This is a genomic window from Tistlia sp. (assembly GCF_040905785.1).
Taxonomy (GTDB): domain Bacteria; phylum Pseudomonadota; class Alphaproteobacteria; order Kiloniellales; family DSM-21159; genus Tistlia.
The window spans coordinates 28,944-43,904 of sequence record NZ_JBBDQW010000027.1; the positions used below are offsets into that span (position 1 = coordinate 28,944).

Below are 14,961 nucleotides of genomic sequence, written 5' to 3' on the forward strand. Positions count from 1 at the left end.
CCCCTCGTCGCGCGCCGCCATTGCCCGGAGACCAGATGAACGCGCTCTACGCCTATCGCGACCAGTGGGTCGGCAACATCCGCGGCGATCTGCTGGCCGGCCTGGTGGTGGCCCTCGCCCTGATCCCCGAGGCCATCGCCTTCTCGATCATCGCCGGCGTCGATCCCAAGGTCGGGCTCTACGCCTCCTTCTCGATCGCGGTGGTCGTCGCCATCGCCGGCGGGCGGCCGGGCATGATCTCCGCCGCGACCGCCGCGACCGCCGTGCTGATGGTGACGCTGGTCAAGGAGCACGGGCTGCAGTACCTGCTCGCCGCCACCGTGCTCGCCGGCCTGCTGCAGATCGGCGCCGGCTTCCTGCGCCTGGGCTCGGCGATGCGCTTCGTGTCGCGCTCGGTCATCATCGGATTCGTCAACGCGCTGGCGATCCTGATCGTCATCGCGCAGCTGCCGGAGCTCGTCGGCGTGCCCTGGCTGACCTACCCGATGGTCGCCGCCGGGCTCGCGATCATCTATCTCTTCCCCCTGATCACCCGCGCGATCCCGTCGCCGCTGGTCTGCATCGTCGCCCTGACCGCGGCCGCCCTCTACTTCGGCTTCGACCTGCGCACCGTCGGCGACATGGGCGAGCTGCCCTCGACGCTGCCGATCTTCCTGATTCCGGACATTCCGCTCACCCTCGAGACGCTGCTGATCGTCCTGCCCTACTCGGCGGCGGTCGCCGCCGTCGGCCTGCTGGAATCGCTGATGACGGCGACCATCGTCGACGAGCTGACCGACACGCCGAGCGACAAGAACCGCGAGTGCGTCGGTCAGGGCCTGGCCAACACGGCGACCGGCTTCATCGGCGGCATGGCCGGCTGCGCCATGATCGGCCAGTCGATGATCAACGTGAAATCCGGCGGCCGTGGCCGCCTCTCGACCGCCGCCGCCGGCGTCTACCTGTTGTTCATGATCGTCGTGCTGGGCGACTGGGTCAGCCGCATCCCGATGGCGGCCCTGGTCGCGATCATGATCATGGTCGCGATCGGCACCTTCAGCTGGTCGTCGATCCGCAACCTCCGGCACCACCCGCGCAGCTCCTCGATCGTCATGCTCGCCACCGTCGTCTGCGTCGTCCTGACCCACAACCTGGCGATCGGCGTGCTCGTCGGGGTGCTGCTGTCGGGCATCTTCTTCGCCTGGAAGATCGCGCAAATCTTCCGGGTCACCTCAACCCTCTCGGCGGACGGCACGGCCCGAACTTACGTCGTCGAGGGCCAGGTCTTTTTCGCCTCGGCCGAGGCCTTCACCGCCTCCTTCGACTTCAAGGAGGTCCTGGAGAAGGTCACCATCGACGTCGGCCGCGCCCATATCTGGGACATTTCGAGCGTCACCGCGCTGGATATGATAGTGCTTAAGTTCCGACGCGAGGGTGCCGAGGTCGAGATCGTCGGGTTGAACCAGGCGAGCGAGACGATCGTCGACAGACTGGCGCTGCACGACAAGCCCGGCGCGCTCGAGAAGCTCTTGGGCCACTAGGAGAGGAAGATTGACGAAGCTGATCGCCCTCATCGACGGCTCGCTCTACTCGCACAGCGTCTGTGACCATGCCGCCTGGGTCGCCGGGCGGACCGGCGCGGCGGTCGAAATCCTGCACGTCATCGGACGCCGCGAGACCGGCAGCCCGCCGGCCGACCTCAGCGGCAGCCTGAAGCTCGGCGCGCGCACCGCCCTGCTGGAGGAGCTGGCGACACTCGACGAGCAGCGCGGCAAGCTGGCGCAGAAGCGCGGACGGGCGATCCTGGAGGACGCCAAGGCCAAGATCGCCGCCGCCGGCGTCACCGAGGTCACGACCCGCCTGCGCATCGGCGACCTTGTCGAGGCCGTCGCCGAATGCGAGGCCGAGGCCGACCTCGTCGTCATCGGCAAGCGCGGCGAGGCCGCCGACTTCGCCCGGCTGCATCTCGGCTCGAACCTGGAGCGCGTCGCCCGTTCCAGCCGCCGGCCGCTACTCGTGGCCGCCCGTGCCTTCAAGCCGATCGAGCGCTTCCTGATCGCCTACGACGGCGGCACCAGCAGCATGAAGGCGGTCGACACCGTCGCCCGCAGCCGCCTCTTCTCGGGTCTGCGGTGCAGCCTGGTGACCGTCGGCCCCGACTCGGAGAACACGAGAAAGCGCCTCGGCAACGCACAGGCGTTGCTCGAGGCCGGCGGCTACGCGGTCGAGGGCATGGTCATCGACGGCGATCCCGAGACGGTGATCGCCGAGACGGTCGAAAAGCAGGCCATCGACCTGCTGGTCATGGGAGCCTACGGCCACTCGCGGATCCGCAGCCTGATCATCGGCTCGACCACGGCCGAAATGCTGCGGTCCTGCAAGATTCCGGTCATGCTCTTCCGCTAGCGGCCCGGATGGCGGCGGCCTGCGCCGCCGCGGGTTTCGCGGCCGGCAAGGGACCTTTCGGGGAACCTCCGGACTTGTTTGTATCAAGAGCGACACTTCCCGCGCCGTCCGACTGGACGACGCCCCGCCGCCGCCACCCCGCGGCGGCCCGGGACGGGAAGTCCACCGGTCGGTCCCACGGCCCCGAGGCGGCCGCGCAAGGCGACCCGACGCATCGAGAAAAGGAGAAGCCTGACTTGGCCACAGCAGCGACGAAAGCGGGGGCGCCGGAGCGCGTCGACCTGCAGCACCACCGCTACCGCATCATCGCCGGCAAGCGCGGCGGCGCCTGCCACGCCATCGCCTACCTGGGGATGCGCAAGATCGAGGAGTGCAGCGCCCCGACGGTCGAGGAGGCGGTCGCCGCCCTGCAGGAGCTGCTCGACCGGCGCATCGAGCAGCTGCGCGCCGAACGGACCGGCAGCGTGCCGAGCGAGGCGGAGTACGACGAGGCGCTCCAGGTCCTCCAGGCCGAGATGACGAAGCAGTCGATGGCGCTGCTCCTCCTGCTCATCCGCCTGCCGGACGGCGCCGCCACGCTGCCCGAGCTGGCGCACCGGCTCGAGCGGTCGGAATCGGCGGTGCTGGCGACCGCCGGCCGGCTCGGCCGAAGGCTGGGCGCGCTGCTCGACTTCACGCCCGATCCCGAAGGCCTCGACCGGACGCTGGCGCCGCTGCTGGTCTTCGCGGAGATCGGCCAGCGCGACGGCAAGCGCCCCCTGGCCCTGCGCCTGCGCCCCGAGACCCTGACGCCGCTGCGCACCATCGACCAGGGCGACACGCTGCAGCGCCGGTAAGCGGCCGCGCCCCGAAGACCTGAAGCGGGGGGCTCCCCCGGAGAGGAGGCACGTCCATGACCCAGCGCACCCACCGCGGCGTGGCCGTCGAGTGCATCGCCGGCGATATCGCCGCCCAGCCGGACGTCGAAGCCGTGGTCAACGCCGCCAATGCCGAGCTGCGCAGCGGTGGCGGCGTCGCCGGCGCCCTTCACCGGGCGGCCGGTCCCGGGCTGGAGGAGGAATGCCGGCCGCTCGCGCCGATCCGGCCGGGTCAGGCCGTCATCACCGGCGGGCACCGCCTGCCGAACCGCTGGGTGATCCACTGCCTGGGTCCGGTCCATGGCCGCGACGAGCCGGCCGACGGCCTGCTGGCGGCCTGCTACCGCAACGCCCTGCACCTGGTCGAGAAGCAGGGGATCGTCTCGGTCGCCTTCCCGGCGATCTCGACCGGCGCCTTCGGCTTTCCCATGGAGGCGGCGGCGCGCATCGCGCTCTCGACGGTGCTCCACGAGCTGCAGCACCTGACAACCGTGAGGCTGGTCCGCTTCGTCCTCTTCGATCCCGCCGACGCCCTCCTCCACAGCCGGATCCTGGCACAGCTCCACGACGCCGCCTGAGCCGCCGCCGGGACCGGAGGAGACGCATCATGCTGAGCGACGGAGACCTGCGAGACCTCAAGGCGGAGCTCGAGCGGCGGCTGGCCGAGCTCGAGAGCCAGGGCGCCGCGACCCGCGACAGCCGCCGGCCGGTCGAGCTCGACCAGCAGAGCGTCGGCCGCCTCAGCCGCATGGACGCAATGCAGCAGCAGGCCATGGCGATGGCGACCGAGCAGCGGCGCCTCGCCGCCGGCCAGCGGATCCGCGCCGCGCTGCGCCGCCTGGAGACCGACGAATACGGCGACTGCCTGCGCTGCGGCGAGGAGATCGCCCTGGCCCGCCTGCGCCTCGACCCGGCGACCGCGCTCTGCGTGCCCTGCCTCGAGGGCGGCGAGGACCGCTGACGGCCCGCCGGCGTGCGGGGACGGTGGTGGCCGGGGCCTCGCCCGTCCGGGCCCGCCTCCGGACGCAAAGAAGACGCCAGGGTCAGGGACCTGGGCGGCTTGTTGGCTGCGGCTTGGATGTCTTAGCCAGCCTCGGCAATCACGCCGATCTGAAAGGCAATGTTCCGATGCGTGAGTGGCACGCCCTTGGGCGGTCGGGTTGTGCCCGAGGTATAGAACAGGATCGCGCGGTCGACGATCCAATCGGCGCCGCCGGGGCCACAGAGAACCACCGGGTCGTTCTCTCGGATACCCCTGCGGGATAGCATGCGCGCAAGGGCTTCGACCTCCGCAGCCAGGACGCGGAAACTGACCCGCCCGACCTTATCGCCGCCAACCGCAACCAACGCATCACGATCGCCTCCGGAGGCGAGATCGCACGTGAGCGCCTGCAGCGTCGCGGGAGATCCGTCGCTATCGTTGCGTTCCGTCATGGCGCACTCCCCGAACGCCAGGACCCGGGAAGAAAAACCCGGCTCGGGCATCCGCGTCAATGGGTCGGGCTCGCACCATCAACGACCGCCGCCTGATCTCCGGGATGGCAGGTTTCATCCGGTCGCCTCACGTGCGGCTTGACCGCTCATTCCCCTTTCCGGCGTCGCGTTCGCGTTCCGCCTGTGCGACCACACGCTTTACAGCGAGAAAGCTGTCGGGGCTCACCGATATCGAATCGATGCCGTGCTCAACGAGAAAGCTTGCGAATTCGGGATGGTCGCTCGGCGCCTGGCCGCAAATGCCGGTGTGCGTTCCGCTCTTGCGCGCCTTGGCGAGCAGGTCGGCGATGGCGACCGTCACCGCCTTGTTTTGCTCGTCGAACAGCGCGCTCAGGGCAGCGCTGTCGCGGTCGACGCCGAGCATGAGCTGGGTCAGATCGTTCGAACCGATGGAGAAGCCATCGAACCGTTCGGCGAAATCCTCGGCCAGGATGATATTGGAGGGGACTTCGGCCATGACGTAGACCTCAAGCCCGTTGCGGCCGCGAATGAGCCCGTTCTCCGACAGCACCTTGAGCACACTGTCCGCCTCCTCGATGGAACGGCAGAAGGGGATCATGACGACAATGTTGTCGAGGCCGATCTGTTCGCGCGCGAAACGCACCGCACGGCATTCCAAATCGAAGCCCTCGCGGTATCCCTCGCTGTAATAGCGGCTCGCTCCGCGCCAGCCGAGCATCGGATTTTCCTCCTTCGGCTCGAAGGCGGCGCCGCCGATCAGCTGGGCATATTCGTTGGTCTTGAAGTCGCTCATACGCACGATCACGGGGTTGGGATGGTGCGCCGCGGCGATCCGGGCCATGCCGCGCGCCAGCGTCTCCACGAAGTACTCGGTCTTGTCCTTGTAGGCGTGGGTCAGCTCGGCAATCTGCCGGCGGGCCTCCTTGTCCTCGAGCTTGTCGTAGCGTACCAGCGCCATGGGATGAATCTTGATCAGATTCCCGATGATGAACTCCATGCGGGCGAGCCCCACACCGTCGGTCGGCAGCAGCCACCAGCGGAATGCGGCCGCCGGGTTGCCCAGGTTCACCATGATTTTGGTGCGAGTTTTCGGGATGTCGGCGATGCCGATCTCGCGCACCTCGAAGTCGGCGACACCCGAATAGACATGTCCCTCGCTGCCTTCTGCGCAGGAGACCGTCACCTCGCCGCCTTCCTTGAGCGTCGTGGTCGCGTTTCCGGCGCCGACGATGGCGGTGAGGCCAAGCTCGCGGCTGACGATCGCGGCATGGCTGGTGCGGCCGCCCTGGTCGGTCACGATGGCGGATGCCTTCTTCATGATCGGAACCCAGTCGGGATCGGTCATGCCCGTCACGAGAACGGAACCCGACTTGAACTGGCCGATCTCCGCTGCGCTCTTGAGGCGACAGATCTTGCCGGTTGCGATCGAATCTCCGATCGCCAGCCCGGAGACCAACCTACGGCCCTTCTTCTTCAGCCGGTAGGTCTTGAGCGTGCCCACGTCCTTGCGCGACTGCACGGTTTCCGGGCGCGCCTGCACGATCGCCAGCTCCCCGGTCTCGCCGTCCTTTGCCCATTCGATGTCCATGGGCTGGCCGTAATGCGTCTCGATAGCGCACGCCCAGCGCGCGAGCTTCAATACCTCGTCGTCTTCCAGCACGAACGAGCCGCGCTCCTTCTTGCTAGTGTCAACGAGTTTGGAGGTGGCCTGACCTCCGGTCGCATAGATCATCTTCTTGGCTTTGCTGCCGAGCGTCTTCTCGATGATCGGCCGCAGCGCCGGGTTGTCCAGCAACGGCTTGAAGACATGGTACTCGTCCGGCCCGACCATGCCCTGAACCACGGTCTCACCCAAGCCCCAGGCACCGTTGATCAGAACGCTGCGGGGAAAGCCACTCTCGGTATCGATGGAGAACATCACGCCCGCGCCGGCCTTGTCGGAGCGGACCATTGCCTGCACCCCGACCGAGAGGGCCACCTTCATATGCTCGAAGCCGTTGTTGATGCGATAGGCGATGGCCCGGTCGGTGAACAGCGAGGCGTAGCAGCGCTTGCAAGTCTCCAGCAACGCCTTTTCCCCGCGGACGTTCAGGAAACTCTCCAGCTGGCCGGCAAAGCTTGCTTCCGGCAGATCTTCCGCAGTGGCGCTGCTGCGCACGGCAACGCTGGTCACCTTTCGGCCGGCGCGCTCCGTCATCTCGCGGTAAGCGCGCGCGATGGCTTCCTCCAGCGGAGCCGGAAACGTGGCCTGGAGGACCATCTTGCGCACGGCCTTGCCGACCTGAGGCAGGTTGCTTCCGCTCGCCTTCAACTCGGCCAGCTTGGCGGTGATGCGGTCGGTCAGGTCGTTGGCCTCGAGGAAACTCCAGTATGCCTCCGCCGTCGTTGCAAAGCCGTCCGGCACATTGATCCCGGCCTCCTTGAGCTTGCCGATCATCTCACCGAGAGATGAGTTCTTGCCGCCGACAGTCGCTGTATCCGAGCGATCAAGGTCCGAGAACCAACTGATCACAGGGGTCTGTTCGTTCATGGCTTCGCCTCCTTTGCGGCACTCATGGCCCGGTTCTCGTCGCGATCACGGTCTTCAGGCTTGATCAGCCGGAATTGGCAAACCTCGCCCGGCGCCAAGTCCCGATAGTGGCCCCGGTACGCCACCTTGATCGGGACGGAGGTAAACGATCGGCTGCCGATCCGCAGCGTGTCGTGATCGACCTCGATATCCAATACTTGCCGGCGATAGCGCAGCCGCACCTTGATCTGATGCAAGTTATCGGGTAGCGCGGGATCGAAGTGCAACGTGTTGGCTCGCATCTCGATGCCGATATAGCAGCGCTGTATGAGGTCGATGGTCCCGGCCATGGCGCCCACATGGATGCCCTCCGGGGTGGTGCCGCCCTGCACGTCTGCTATATCGCTATCGAGCGCACGCTGGAAATGACGCCATGACCGCGACCGGTCCGAGCGCGCGAGCACCCAGGAATGAGCGACGCCACTCAGCGTCGAACCATGCGACGTTCGGGCGAGATAGTAATCGATGTTCCTAGGGATGCTCGCGGGCTCGAACGGATAGCCCAGCTGCTCAAAGATCAGATAGAGCTCGTCGGCCGTGAACTGATAGAACAGCATCAGCACGTCGGGCTGCTTGGAGGCCTTATAGCGGTTTATGTCATCGTTCTCCGCCTCAAGGATTCGGTCAAGCCGATGGATGTCGCCGTGCTTCTTACGGTAGCCTTCCCAATCAAACTCCGTGAGATTCTCATAGCCTTCGAACTGGCTGATGATGCCGTCATCGTGGAACGGCACGCGAAGCTTTCGGCTGACGTCATACCAGCGCTCGGTCTCACTGAGGTCCAGGCCGATGCGTTCGCACAGTTGGATGCAATGCGTCTTGGGCAAAAGTTCGAGGACATCGAGGGATCGTGTGAGGACCCAGGAAGCCATGACGTTGGTGTAGGCGTTGTTGTCGATGCCGCCCTCGGCCTCCGGGTCGGCGCCGGGATAGGCCGTATGGTATTCGTCCGGTCCCATGACCCCCTTGATCTCGTAGCGGTCGATCGCGGCGTTGTAGGTCGCGATGCTCGCCCAGAAACGGGCGATCTCGAGAAACAATTCGGCGCCATAGGCGTAGATAAACTCGTGGTCGTCCGTGGCTTGGTAATATTGCCAGACATTGTAGGCGATCGCCGAACTGATGTGGCGCTGACGGTGGGTGTTGTCGGGATTCCACCGTCCTGATTTCGGGTTGAGATGGAGATGCTGGGTTTCCTCTCGGCCATTGCTGCCACTTTGCCAGGGAAACATCGCCCCTTCGAAGCCGGCAGCGCGGGCTGCGCGCCGCGCTTCCGGCAACCGGCGATAGCGATAGTGCAGGAGCGCGCGAGTAAGCGTAGGGATGCGCAGGCTGAGAAACGGGAAAATGAACAGTTCGTCCCAGAAGATGTGGCCCCGATAGGCCTCGCCGTGCCATCCGCGCGCAGGGACGCCGACATCGAGATCGATGGTGTGCGGCGAGGCGGTTTGCAGCAGGTGAAAGATATGAACGCGCAACTTGAGCTCGGTGTCCTCAGCCGTGCCGTCCGTAAGCTCGATGCCGCAATCATCCCACAGATGCCGCCAAGCGATCTCATGGGCCGCGAGCAGATCGTCGAAGCCGCCGGCATGACCGAGCGTTCTTTTCGCTTCGAGCCCCGACTCGGCGATCGCCCAATCGCGCGAGGTATGAAGCGCAACGATCTTCTCGGCTCTGACTGGAGCGCCCTGCTCAATCGTGCAGGCGATCTCCTGCCAGATCTGATCGTTCAGCGTCTGCGTCTGATACTCCGCCTCGGATTCGCGCCCCCCTCGGTAAAGACGAGTGCGCACCGCCAGCGCGACCTGGATCAGGGATTGGCTGGTCTGACAGCACAGGAAGAGGGTATCGGTCCCAAGATGATCCAGTTCGAGGACTTCGAGGTGCTTGCTGGCCAGAGCGCGGTAGCGCGCCACGCCGCTGTTGACCACGCCCCCGTCGAGGCCTGAGCGGACCGTGAGGCGTCCCGACCAGTCCTCGGCGGTCAATTCAACCGCAAGGCCGGCAAGATGCTGATCGGCCATGCTGACGAGACGGCGCTCGCGCCATCGCGTGGTACGGCCCGCCTTGTCCCGGAACCTGATGTCGCGATCGAGCACGCCCCGCCCGAGATCGAGCGCCTGACGGAATGACAGGACCTCGACATCGTCGATGCGAAACCAGGCGCCGTCGTCGACACGAAACGTCAGCGGCAGCCAGTTCGGCATGTTGACGAGGTCTTCGTTCTCCACGTTGCGGCCCGCAACCTCGCTCACCAACCGGTTGTAGCCGCCAGCGAGATAGGTGCCGGGATAGTGGATGTCGTCGGCCGGCGTATCTGGGGCTGCGCCACGCGTCGCGAAATATCCGTTGCCGAGCGTGCACAGCGCCTCGCGTAATCCCTCCTGCTCGGGCCGATAGCCCTCATAGACAAGCGACCAGTCGCGCGACTCAGGCATCATCGCCCCGCTCCCTTCGATCTGGCATCTCGGCAGCCGTCGCAGCGAGCCAATCAATCAGGCGCCTGACCTCGCCCGTATCCGCGACCGCATAATCCGCGGCGGTTCGGCGCGATTCATGATCGCGCACGACGATCGTAAGGCCGATTCCCGCGAGCGCCCGAAATGCGTCCTCGTCGGTGATGTCGTCCCCCACATAGACCGGAAGAACGTCTGGATCATCACGTTTGAAGCGTTCCAGAAGCCAGAGCACTGCACGGCCCTTATGCCAGTCCAGATCTGGCTGGATGCGGAAGACTTTCTTGCCATGCCCTTTCCGGAGCCCGCCGCATGCGGACAGCACCTCGTCGACGACAGCTTCTATCCGAGGCACGTCCTTTTCCGCGGCCTGGCGGTAGTGAACGGCGATGGAGAACCGCTTGCGTTCGACCGAGTGGCCGGCGATGTCGGACAGCTTCTCGTGCAAGCGCCTTTCCGCCTCATCGATCTTGGGCAGGGACTCGACGCCACGCTCCAGGCGTTCGCTCGATCCATCCGGGCCGGCGATTTCGAAGCCGTGACTTCCCGCAACGAATATCGTCTCGATCCTGACCAATTTCTGGACCATTTGAAGATCCCGACCACTGATGATCGCCACCTTGCAAGACTTGGCAAGTTCCGCAATCGCGGCACGCATGTCATCGGCCAGAAACGCCTTGGTGTGATCCTCGACGATGGGCGTGAGCGTGCCGTCGTAGTCGAGGAAGGCCGCCAGCGAGCGACCGGATAGACGCGCGCGCAGCTCCCGGTCGCAATCCCAGACGGTCGGTAAACCGTCGGTGGTCTTGACGGCAATGCGGTGATCCTTGCTGACGACCAATTCGCTCAGATCGTCAACGACAATGTGCGCCCCTGACTCTTTCAAAGCATCGCCATAGCCTCCGCGGTCGACGCCGATCACGAGGGCGAAGCCTCCGCGCGCGCCCGCCTCGACGCCCGCAATGGCGTCCTCGACGATCGCGGCATGTTCGGGCTTGACGCCGAGCCGTGAGGCTGTCTCGTGGAGCATCGCCGGATCCGGCTTGCCGCGCAGGCTGAGTTCCGCCAAATCGTTGCCGTCGACCTTGGCGTCGAACAGGTCGAGCACGCCGGCGTTGCGCAGGACGTCTTCCGCGTTGCGACTTGAGGAGAAGACTGCCGCCTTGGTGCCGCTCTTGCGCAGGTCGTGGATGAGCTTCAGCGTTCCCGGATATGGCCGAACCCGATTGTCGTTGAGCCATGCCCGAAAGTAATTCTGCTTGCGCCTGCCAAGCCCGAATACGGTCGCGGCGTCGGGCGGGCCCTCGGGCGAGCCCTCGGGCAGATCGATTCCGCGCGAGCGAAGAAAGCTTCTGATGCCGGCGTGCCGCGGCTTGCCGTCGACGAATTCCCGGTACTCACGCTGCGGATCGAACGGACGGAACTCGTTGCCGCCTGCCGCCGCGCGGGCGCGCAGAAACTCGTCGAACAAGCGTTTCCAGGCGGCGGCGTGCGCCTGCGCGGTGTCTGTAACGACTCCATCCATATCGAACAACACCGCCTTCAGCCGGGCAGTCGGGGCAGTGCTCGGTCCTTGGGCATTGCCTTCGTTCATCGTGGTTCCTCCTCACGGTGCGCGCCCTTCTGTTCAGACTGAGCGAGGGTTTCGCCGCTCCGGCCGTCACCGGAGATTGCGCCTTTTGCTTCCCGGCTCGCTGTCCTCGGCAGCAGCCGTGCCCGAGCGCAGCTGGCGGCGAAAGGCCCACTTCTCCAGTTCGACTGCGACGAACACAAATAGACCGGCGGCGGCGCACCGCAGCCATGCTTCGGCATCGAGCGGGCTCGGTGCCGAAAAGAACGTTCATGAAAGGTGCATGCGTGATCAGCACTTGAAAGCCAATGCAGATGACGATTGCGATCAGAACCGCGCGACTACCGAGCAGGCCAACGCCTGTGTAAACCGGGGCGTGCAGGAAACGAACGTTCAGCAGGTAGAAAATCTCGTCCAGGACCAGCGCCGCCGGCTTGGCATCATTGAGTGGGCCACTGCGATTGGAAACGAGGAAGAGACGGGGCATCGGACGTCCTCAAATGGCTCGCCATTCCCCCGAGACTTTCTCAGCCAGCAGGTCTGAGGCGGCAGGGGAGTAGTTCAGAAAGTATTGACCCTTGACCCCTGGCGCATTGATCCGGATCAAGCTGCGCGATCGGCGCGGGCACCGGTCGAGAGGTCGGTAACGGCTCTGGCTGTAAGCGTCTGATCGAAAACATTGAATGATGTCAGTCCGTTGCGATCATCGATGTGTCGAATTGGCCCTCAAGGCGCAGTATGTCGCCTGATATCATTGGCAAGGCGTTTGCGCGCGAGGGGTGCGCTTGCCAAGCGGCCTTACGGACTTGGAGTGGGCGGTCCTGAAGCCGCCTCGCCGACGCGCTCGCATCGCGGACGACCGCCGTGGCGGAGCTATCGGCTGACGATGGAAGCCTTGCTATGTTCGCTGCGCGGCGGAGATCTATTCTCGTTGCGGGTCCTTGGAATAAATCAGGAGGCTGTATGAGCCGATGGCCACCCCGGCCGAGGCGGGCAGATCGTCCAAGGGTTCCGCCTCGGCGGTCACGTCCGCGCTCTCAAAGTTGGCAAAGTCATCGCTGTAACCCTTCCAGTCACTGTTGAGCCGGAGCACCCAATGCCCAGCTTCAGGGAAGCCGACCCGATACGGTCGTTTCGGCTCATGACTGAAGTTCGCTACGATCATCACGTCGTCGCCGGGCCCGCCTTCGTGCCAACGGCGGTAGGCGACGACCTTCTGATCTTCGTCTATGCGAGTCAAGGCGATGTGCCTTCCACCAAGGCCGGCGGTGACGCCCATGCGATCAAGGCGAAAGCGGATCAAGTCGCGGTAAAGGCGGATGATGCCATGGAACTCTTCCGATCGGTCCCAGTCGAGCGGAACTGTATCCTGGAACCATTCTCCCTGAAGGAACTCCTGCCCCTGAAACAACATCGGGATGCCCGGCGCTGTCAGCGTCAGCGCCGCCCCCAGTGTTGAGCGTTTCTGCGCCGCCCAGTGCGAGGGATCGCCCGGTGCGATCTCATGGACGACGCGGGCCTTGCCGTTCGCCACTTCGTCGTGCGACTCGGTGTACACGACGCGCTGGTAGGGGTCGCCATTGTAGGCGTGCGACAGGGCACGAGCCACCATTCCCATGTCCCTGCGGGCGTCATCCTGGGCAACCAATACTGCTCGAATCGGGTGCACGAACTCGGCATCCCACTGAGCGCCAAAGCCAGCCCCGCCATCCGCGGGCGCCGCAGTGAGAATGTCCTGGTTGCGCAAATCCTCGGCGATAATAATGCGGCCGGGGAAGCGGTCGCGCACCTCCTCGTTGATCCAGCGCATCAGCGACCAGCCGTCCTCCAGTGCGTCTTCCGGATCGTTCTCGTCACCCTTTACCGTGCGCATGTAGAGCGTCATGTCGAACCGGAGGCCGTCGAGGCCATACTCGTCCAGCCAGAAGAGTGCGTTGTCGCGGATGAACTGGCGCACCTCCGGGCGGCCGTAATCCGGACGGGTGTCGCCCCAGGGTGTGTTGGAACGCCAATCGTTGTAGAAGTAGATACCTCCCTTGTCGCTCTCTCCCCAGCCGTCGAATCGCCAGAGGTCGAGATCTGAGGGACCGAAATGATTGTAGACGACGTCGAGAATCACCGCGATCCCGGCCTCATGCGCAGCGCGAATGAAGTTACGGAAGGCCTCGGGGCCTCCATAGCTGGATTCGATGGCAAATATATGGGCAGGGTTGTAGCCGAGCGAGACGTCGCCGGCGAACTCCATCGCCGGCATCACCTGGACAGCGCTGACGCCGAGCTTCTTCAAATGGTCGAGTCTGCGGATCGCATCCTCGAAGGTGCCAACCTCGTTGTCCTGCGTCCGGTGAAAGGTCCCGACGTGCATCTCGTACATGACGAGGCGATTCCAGGGCGGCATCTCGAAGTCGTGCTTCTCGTGGGCGCGGGATACGATGATGCCGTTGCCGACGGAGCTCGTAACGGCGCGAGCGTAAGGATCGATCCGTGCGAATCTTTCACCACGCGCACCAATGACGAACTTGTAGCCTTGACCGGCCGTCGCCCCGGCAACGTCGCCGTACCAGTAGCCCCCACCCTCGCGCTCCAGTGGCGTCGCTTCGTCATCCCAATCGTTGAAATCGCCAGTTACGTGAACTGACTCCGCGTTTGGCGCCCAAACTCTGAATGCCACGCCGTGTTCGTGATCCAGCGCGCCCATGCCCGCGTGCTTCCCATCGCCCACCGCCACCCTCCTGCAAGACCATGCGACGACGGATACATGGCGAGAGAGCCATTCTGCGCCAAGGGTAAAAGCTGCTGCAAGAATCAAGCGCATTTTTCAGCGTCGCCCGCGTAGGACGGGTCGCGCCTGAGATGAGGGAGCGCTGAGTCGTCAGACGGCGCGGAACCGCTCAGTCGGCCGAGCTGACGGCTTCGTAGCCCGACACGACGTCCAGCAGTTCGCGGGTGATCGTCTCCTGTCGCCGGAGGCGGTAGAGCTGGCGCAGGTCATCGCGCCGCTCTTCGATGTTGCGCTCGGCGGCCTGCATCGCAGCGAGCCGCGAGGCGTGTTCGCTGGCCAGAGCCTCGGCCAGCGCGCGGTAGATCACCACGAAGAGCCGCTGCTGCACCAGCCATGACATCAGCCGGTCGGGATCCATCCGGAAAAGCGGCAGGGACCGCCCCGGCCAGTCCGCCTCGGACAGTTTGCGCAGATAGCTGTCGGGCAGCGGCAGCAACCGGCGGGCCTGCGGCTTTGCCGTGGTGCGGCCCTCGCGGCGGTTGTGCGCAAGCCAGACCTGCCCGACCCCTTCGACCCGCGTCCACCGGTCGATCTCGACGATCATGATCTGGACCAGCCGCGACAATCCCTCGACCGAGCCCGGCAGGGGATGAACGGAATCTGCACGCCGCCCGTCCGCTTCGAGCCGGGCCGCGACGCGCGCCCCGATGACGCCCAGCACCATGGGCCGGTTGTCCAGCCGGGACCAGGCGAAGCGGGTGATCTTGTCGTTGTAGCCCCCGCAGAGCCCGCGATCCGAGCCGATGACGATCAGGGCCTCGCGCCCCGTCCCGCTGGCGGCCCCTGGCAGGGGCAGGCCCGCCTGCCGACGCTGGCGCAAGAGCGCCATCAGACCCAGTTCGACGGTGCGTGCATAATGCGACATCGCCGCTTCGGCCTTTTCGTAT

Annotated in this window: 11 protein-coding genes and 1 pseudogene; 5 read left to right on the forward strand and 7 right to left on the reverse strand. The window is 65.3% G+C overall.

The genetic code is table 11. The annotated features are described in order from the left end of the window. Positions 1-35: 35 nt before the first annotated feature. The 5 genes from WD341_RS06995 (at position 36) to WD341_RS07015 (ending at position 4,203) form a co-directional block, all read left to right on the forward strand. Positions 36-1,520 carry a SulP family inorganic anion transporter gene (locus tag WD341_RS06995; protein WP_368424721.1) on the forward strand — a complete coding sequence of 495 codons (1,485 nt, stop codon included), beginning with the start codon at positions 36-38 and terminating at the stop codon, positions 1,518-1,520. Between the two features lie 10 nt (positions 1,521-1,530). Further along, positions 1,531-2,385 (forward strand): universal stress protein, encoded by an 855-nt coding sequence (locus tag WD341_RS07000; protein WP_368424722.1) that lies wholly within the window; start codon positions 1,531-1,533, stop codon positions 2,383-2,385. Between the two features lie 236 nt (positions 2,386-2,621). Further along, positions 2,622-3,221 (forward strand): hypothetical protein, encoded by a 600-nt coding sequence (locus WD341_RS07005; protein ID WP_368424723.1) that lies wholly within the window; start codon positions 2,622-2,624, stop codon positions 3,219-3,221. 56 nt (positions 3,222-3,277) lie between these two features. Then, entirely contained in the window at positions 3,278-3,820 is a 543-nt protein-coding gene (locus WD341_RS07010; RefSeq protein WP_368424724.1) for a macro domain-containing protein, read from the forward strand. 29 nt (positions 3,821-3,849) lie between these two features. After that, a complete protein-coding gene (locus WD341_RS07015) occupies positions 3,850-4,203 on the forward strand; it encodes a TraR/DksA family transcriptional regulator (protein ID WP_368424725.1) in 354 nt (117 codons plus the stop codon). A gap of 122 nt (positions 4,204-4,325) precedes the next feature. Here the strand turns inward: WD341_RS07015 and WD341_RS07020 are convergent, their stop codons facing one another. The 7 genes and pseudogenes from WD341_RS07020 to WD341_RS07050 form a co-directional block, all read right to left on the reverse strand. Beyond that, positions 4,326-4,676, reverse strand: a complete 351-nt coding sequence (locus tag WD341_RS07020) for an AMP-binding protein (protein WP_368424726.1) — start codon at positions 4,674-4,676, stop codon at positions 4,326-4,328. Positions 4,677-4,803: 127 nt separating this feature from the next. After that, a complete protein-coding gene (gene ppsA / locus WD341_RS07025) occupies positions 4,804-7,227 on the reverse strand; it encodes a phosphoenolpyruvate synthase (RefSeq protein ID WP_368424727.1) in 2,424 nt (807 codons plus the stop codon). Continuing rightward, positions 7,224-9,707 carry a glycoside hydrolase family 65 protein gene (locus WD341_RS07030; protein WP_368424728.1) on the reverse strand — a complete coding sequence of 828 codons (2,484 nt, stop codon included), beginning with the start codon at positions 9,705-9,707 and terminating at the stop codon, positions 7,224-7,226. Before WD341_RS07030 ends, ppsA begins: the two co-directional genes overlap by 4 nt. Beyond that, entirely contained in the window at positions 9,697-11,316 is a 1,620-nt protein-coding gene (gene otsB, locus WD341_RS07035) for a trehalose-phosphatase (protein WP_368424729.1), read from the reverse strand. Before otsB ends, WD341_RS07030 begins: the two co-directional genes overlap by 11 nt. A 268-nt stretch (positions 11,317-11,584) precedes the next feature. Then, positions 11,585-11,779 (reverse strand): annotated as a pseudogene (locus WD341_RS07040) (hypothetical protein); the annotation flags it as partial. 435 nt (positions 11,780-12,214) lie between these two features. After that, on the reverse strand, positions 12,215-13,990 hold the full coding sequence (locus tag WD341_RS07045) for an alpha-amylase family glycosyl hydrolase (protein WP_368424730.1): 1,776 nt from the start codon (positions 13,988-13,990) through the stop codon (positions 12,215-12,217). A 193-nt stretch (positions 13,991-14,183) separates the two neighbouring features. Continuing rightward, a partial coding sequence (locus tag WD341_RS07050; RefSeq protein WP_368424731.1) for a F0F1 ATP synthase subunit gamma occupies positions 14,184-14,961 on the reverse strand: 778 nt, incomplete at its 5' end.

Excerpts from the sequence above, each read along its gene's own strand:
- WD341_RS06995 (WP_368424721.1), top strand. The coding sequence starts at position 36 with ATGAACGCGCTCTACGCCTATCGCGACCAGTGGGTCGGCAACATCCGC.
- WD341_RS07010 (WP_368424724.1), top strand. The coding sequence starts at position 3,278 with ATGACCCAGCGCACCCACCGCGGCGTGGCCGTCGAGTGCATCGCCGGC.
- WD341_RS07015 (WP_368424725.1), top strand. The coding sequence starts at position 3,850 with ATGCTGAGCGACGGAGACCTGCGAGACCTCAAGGCGGAGCTCGAGCGG.
- WD341_RS07020 (WP_368424726.1), bottom strand. The coding sequence starts at position 4,676 with ATGACGGAACGCAACGATAGCGACGGATCTCCCGCGACGCTGCAGGCG.
- ppsA (WP_368424727.1), bottom strand. The coding sequence starts at position 7,227 with ATGAACGAACAGACCCCTGTGATCAGTTGGTTCTCGGACCTTGATCGC.
- WD341_RS07030 (WP_368424728.1), bottom strand. The coding sequence starts at position 9,707 with ATGATGCCTGAGTCGCGCGACTGGTCGCTTGTCTATGAGGGCTATCGG.
- otsB (WP_368424729.1), bottom strand. The coding sequence starts at position 11,316 with ATGAACGAAGGCAATGCCCAAGGACCGAGCACTGCCCCGACTGCCCGG.
- WD341_RS07045 (WP_368424730.1), bottom strand. The coding sequence starts at position 13,990 with ATGGGCGCGCTGGATCACGAACACGGCGTGGCATTCAGAGTTTGGGCG.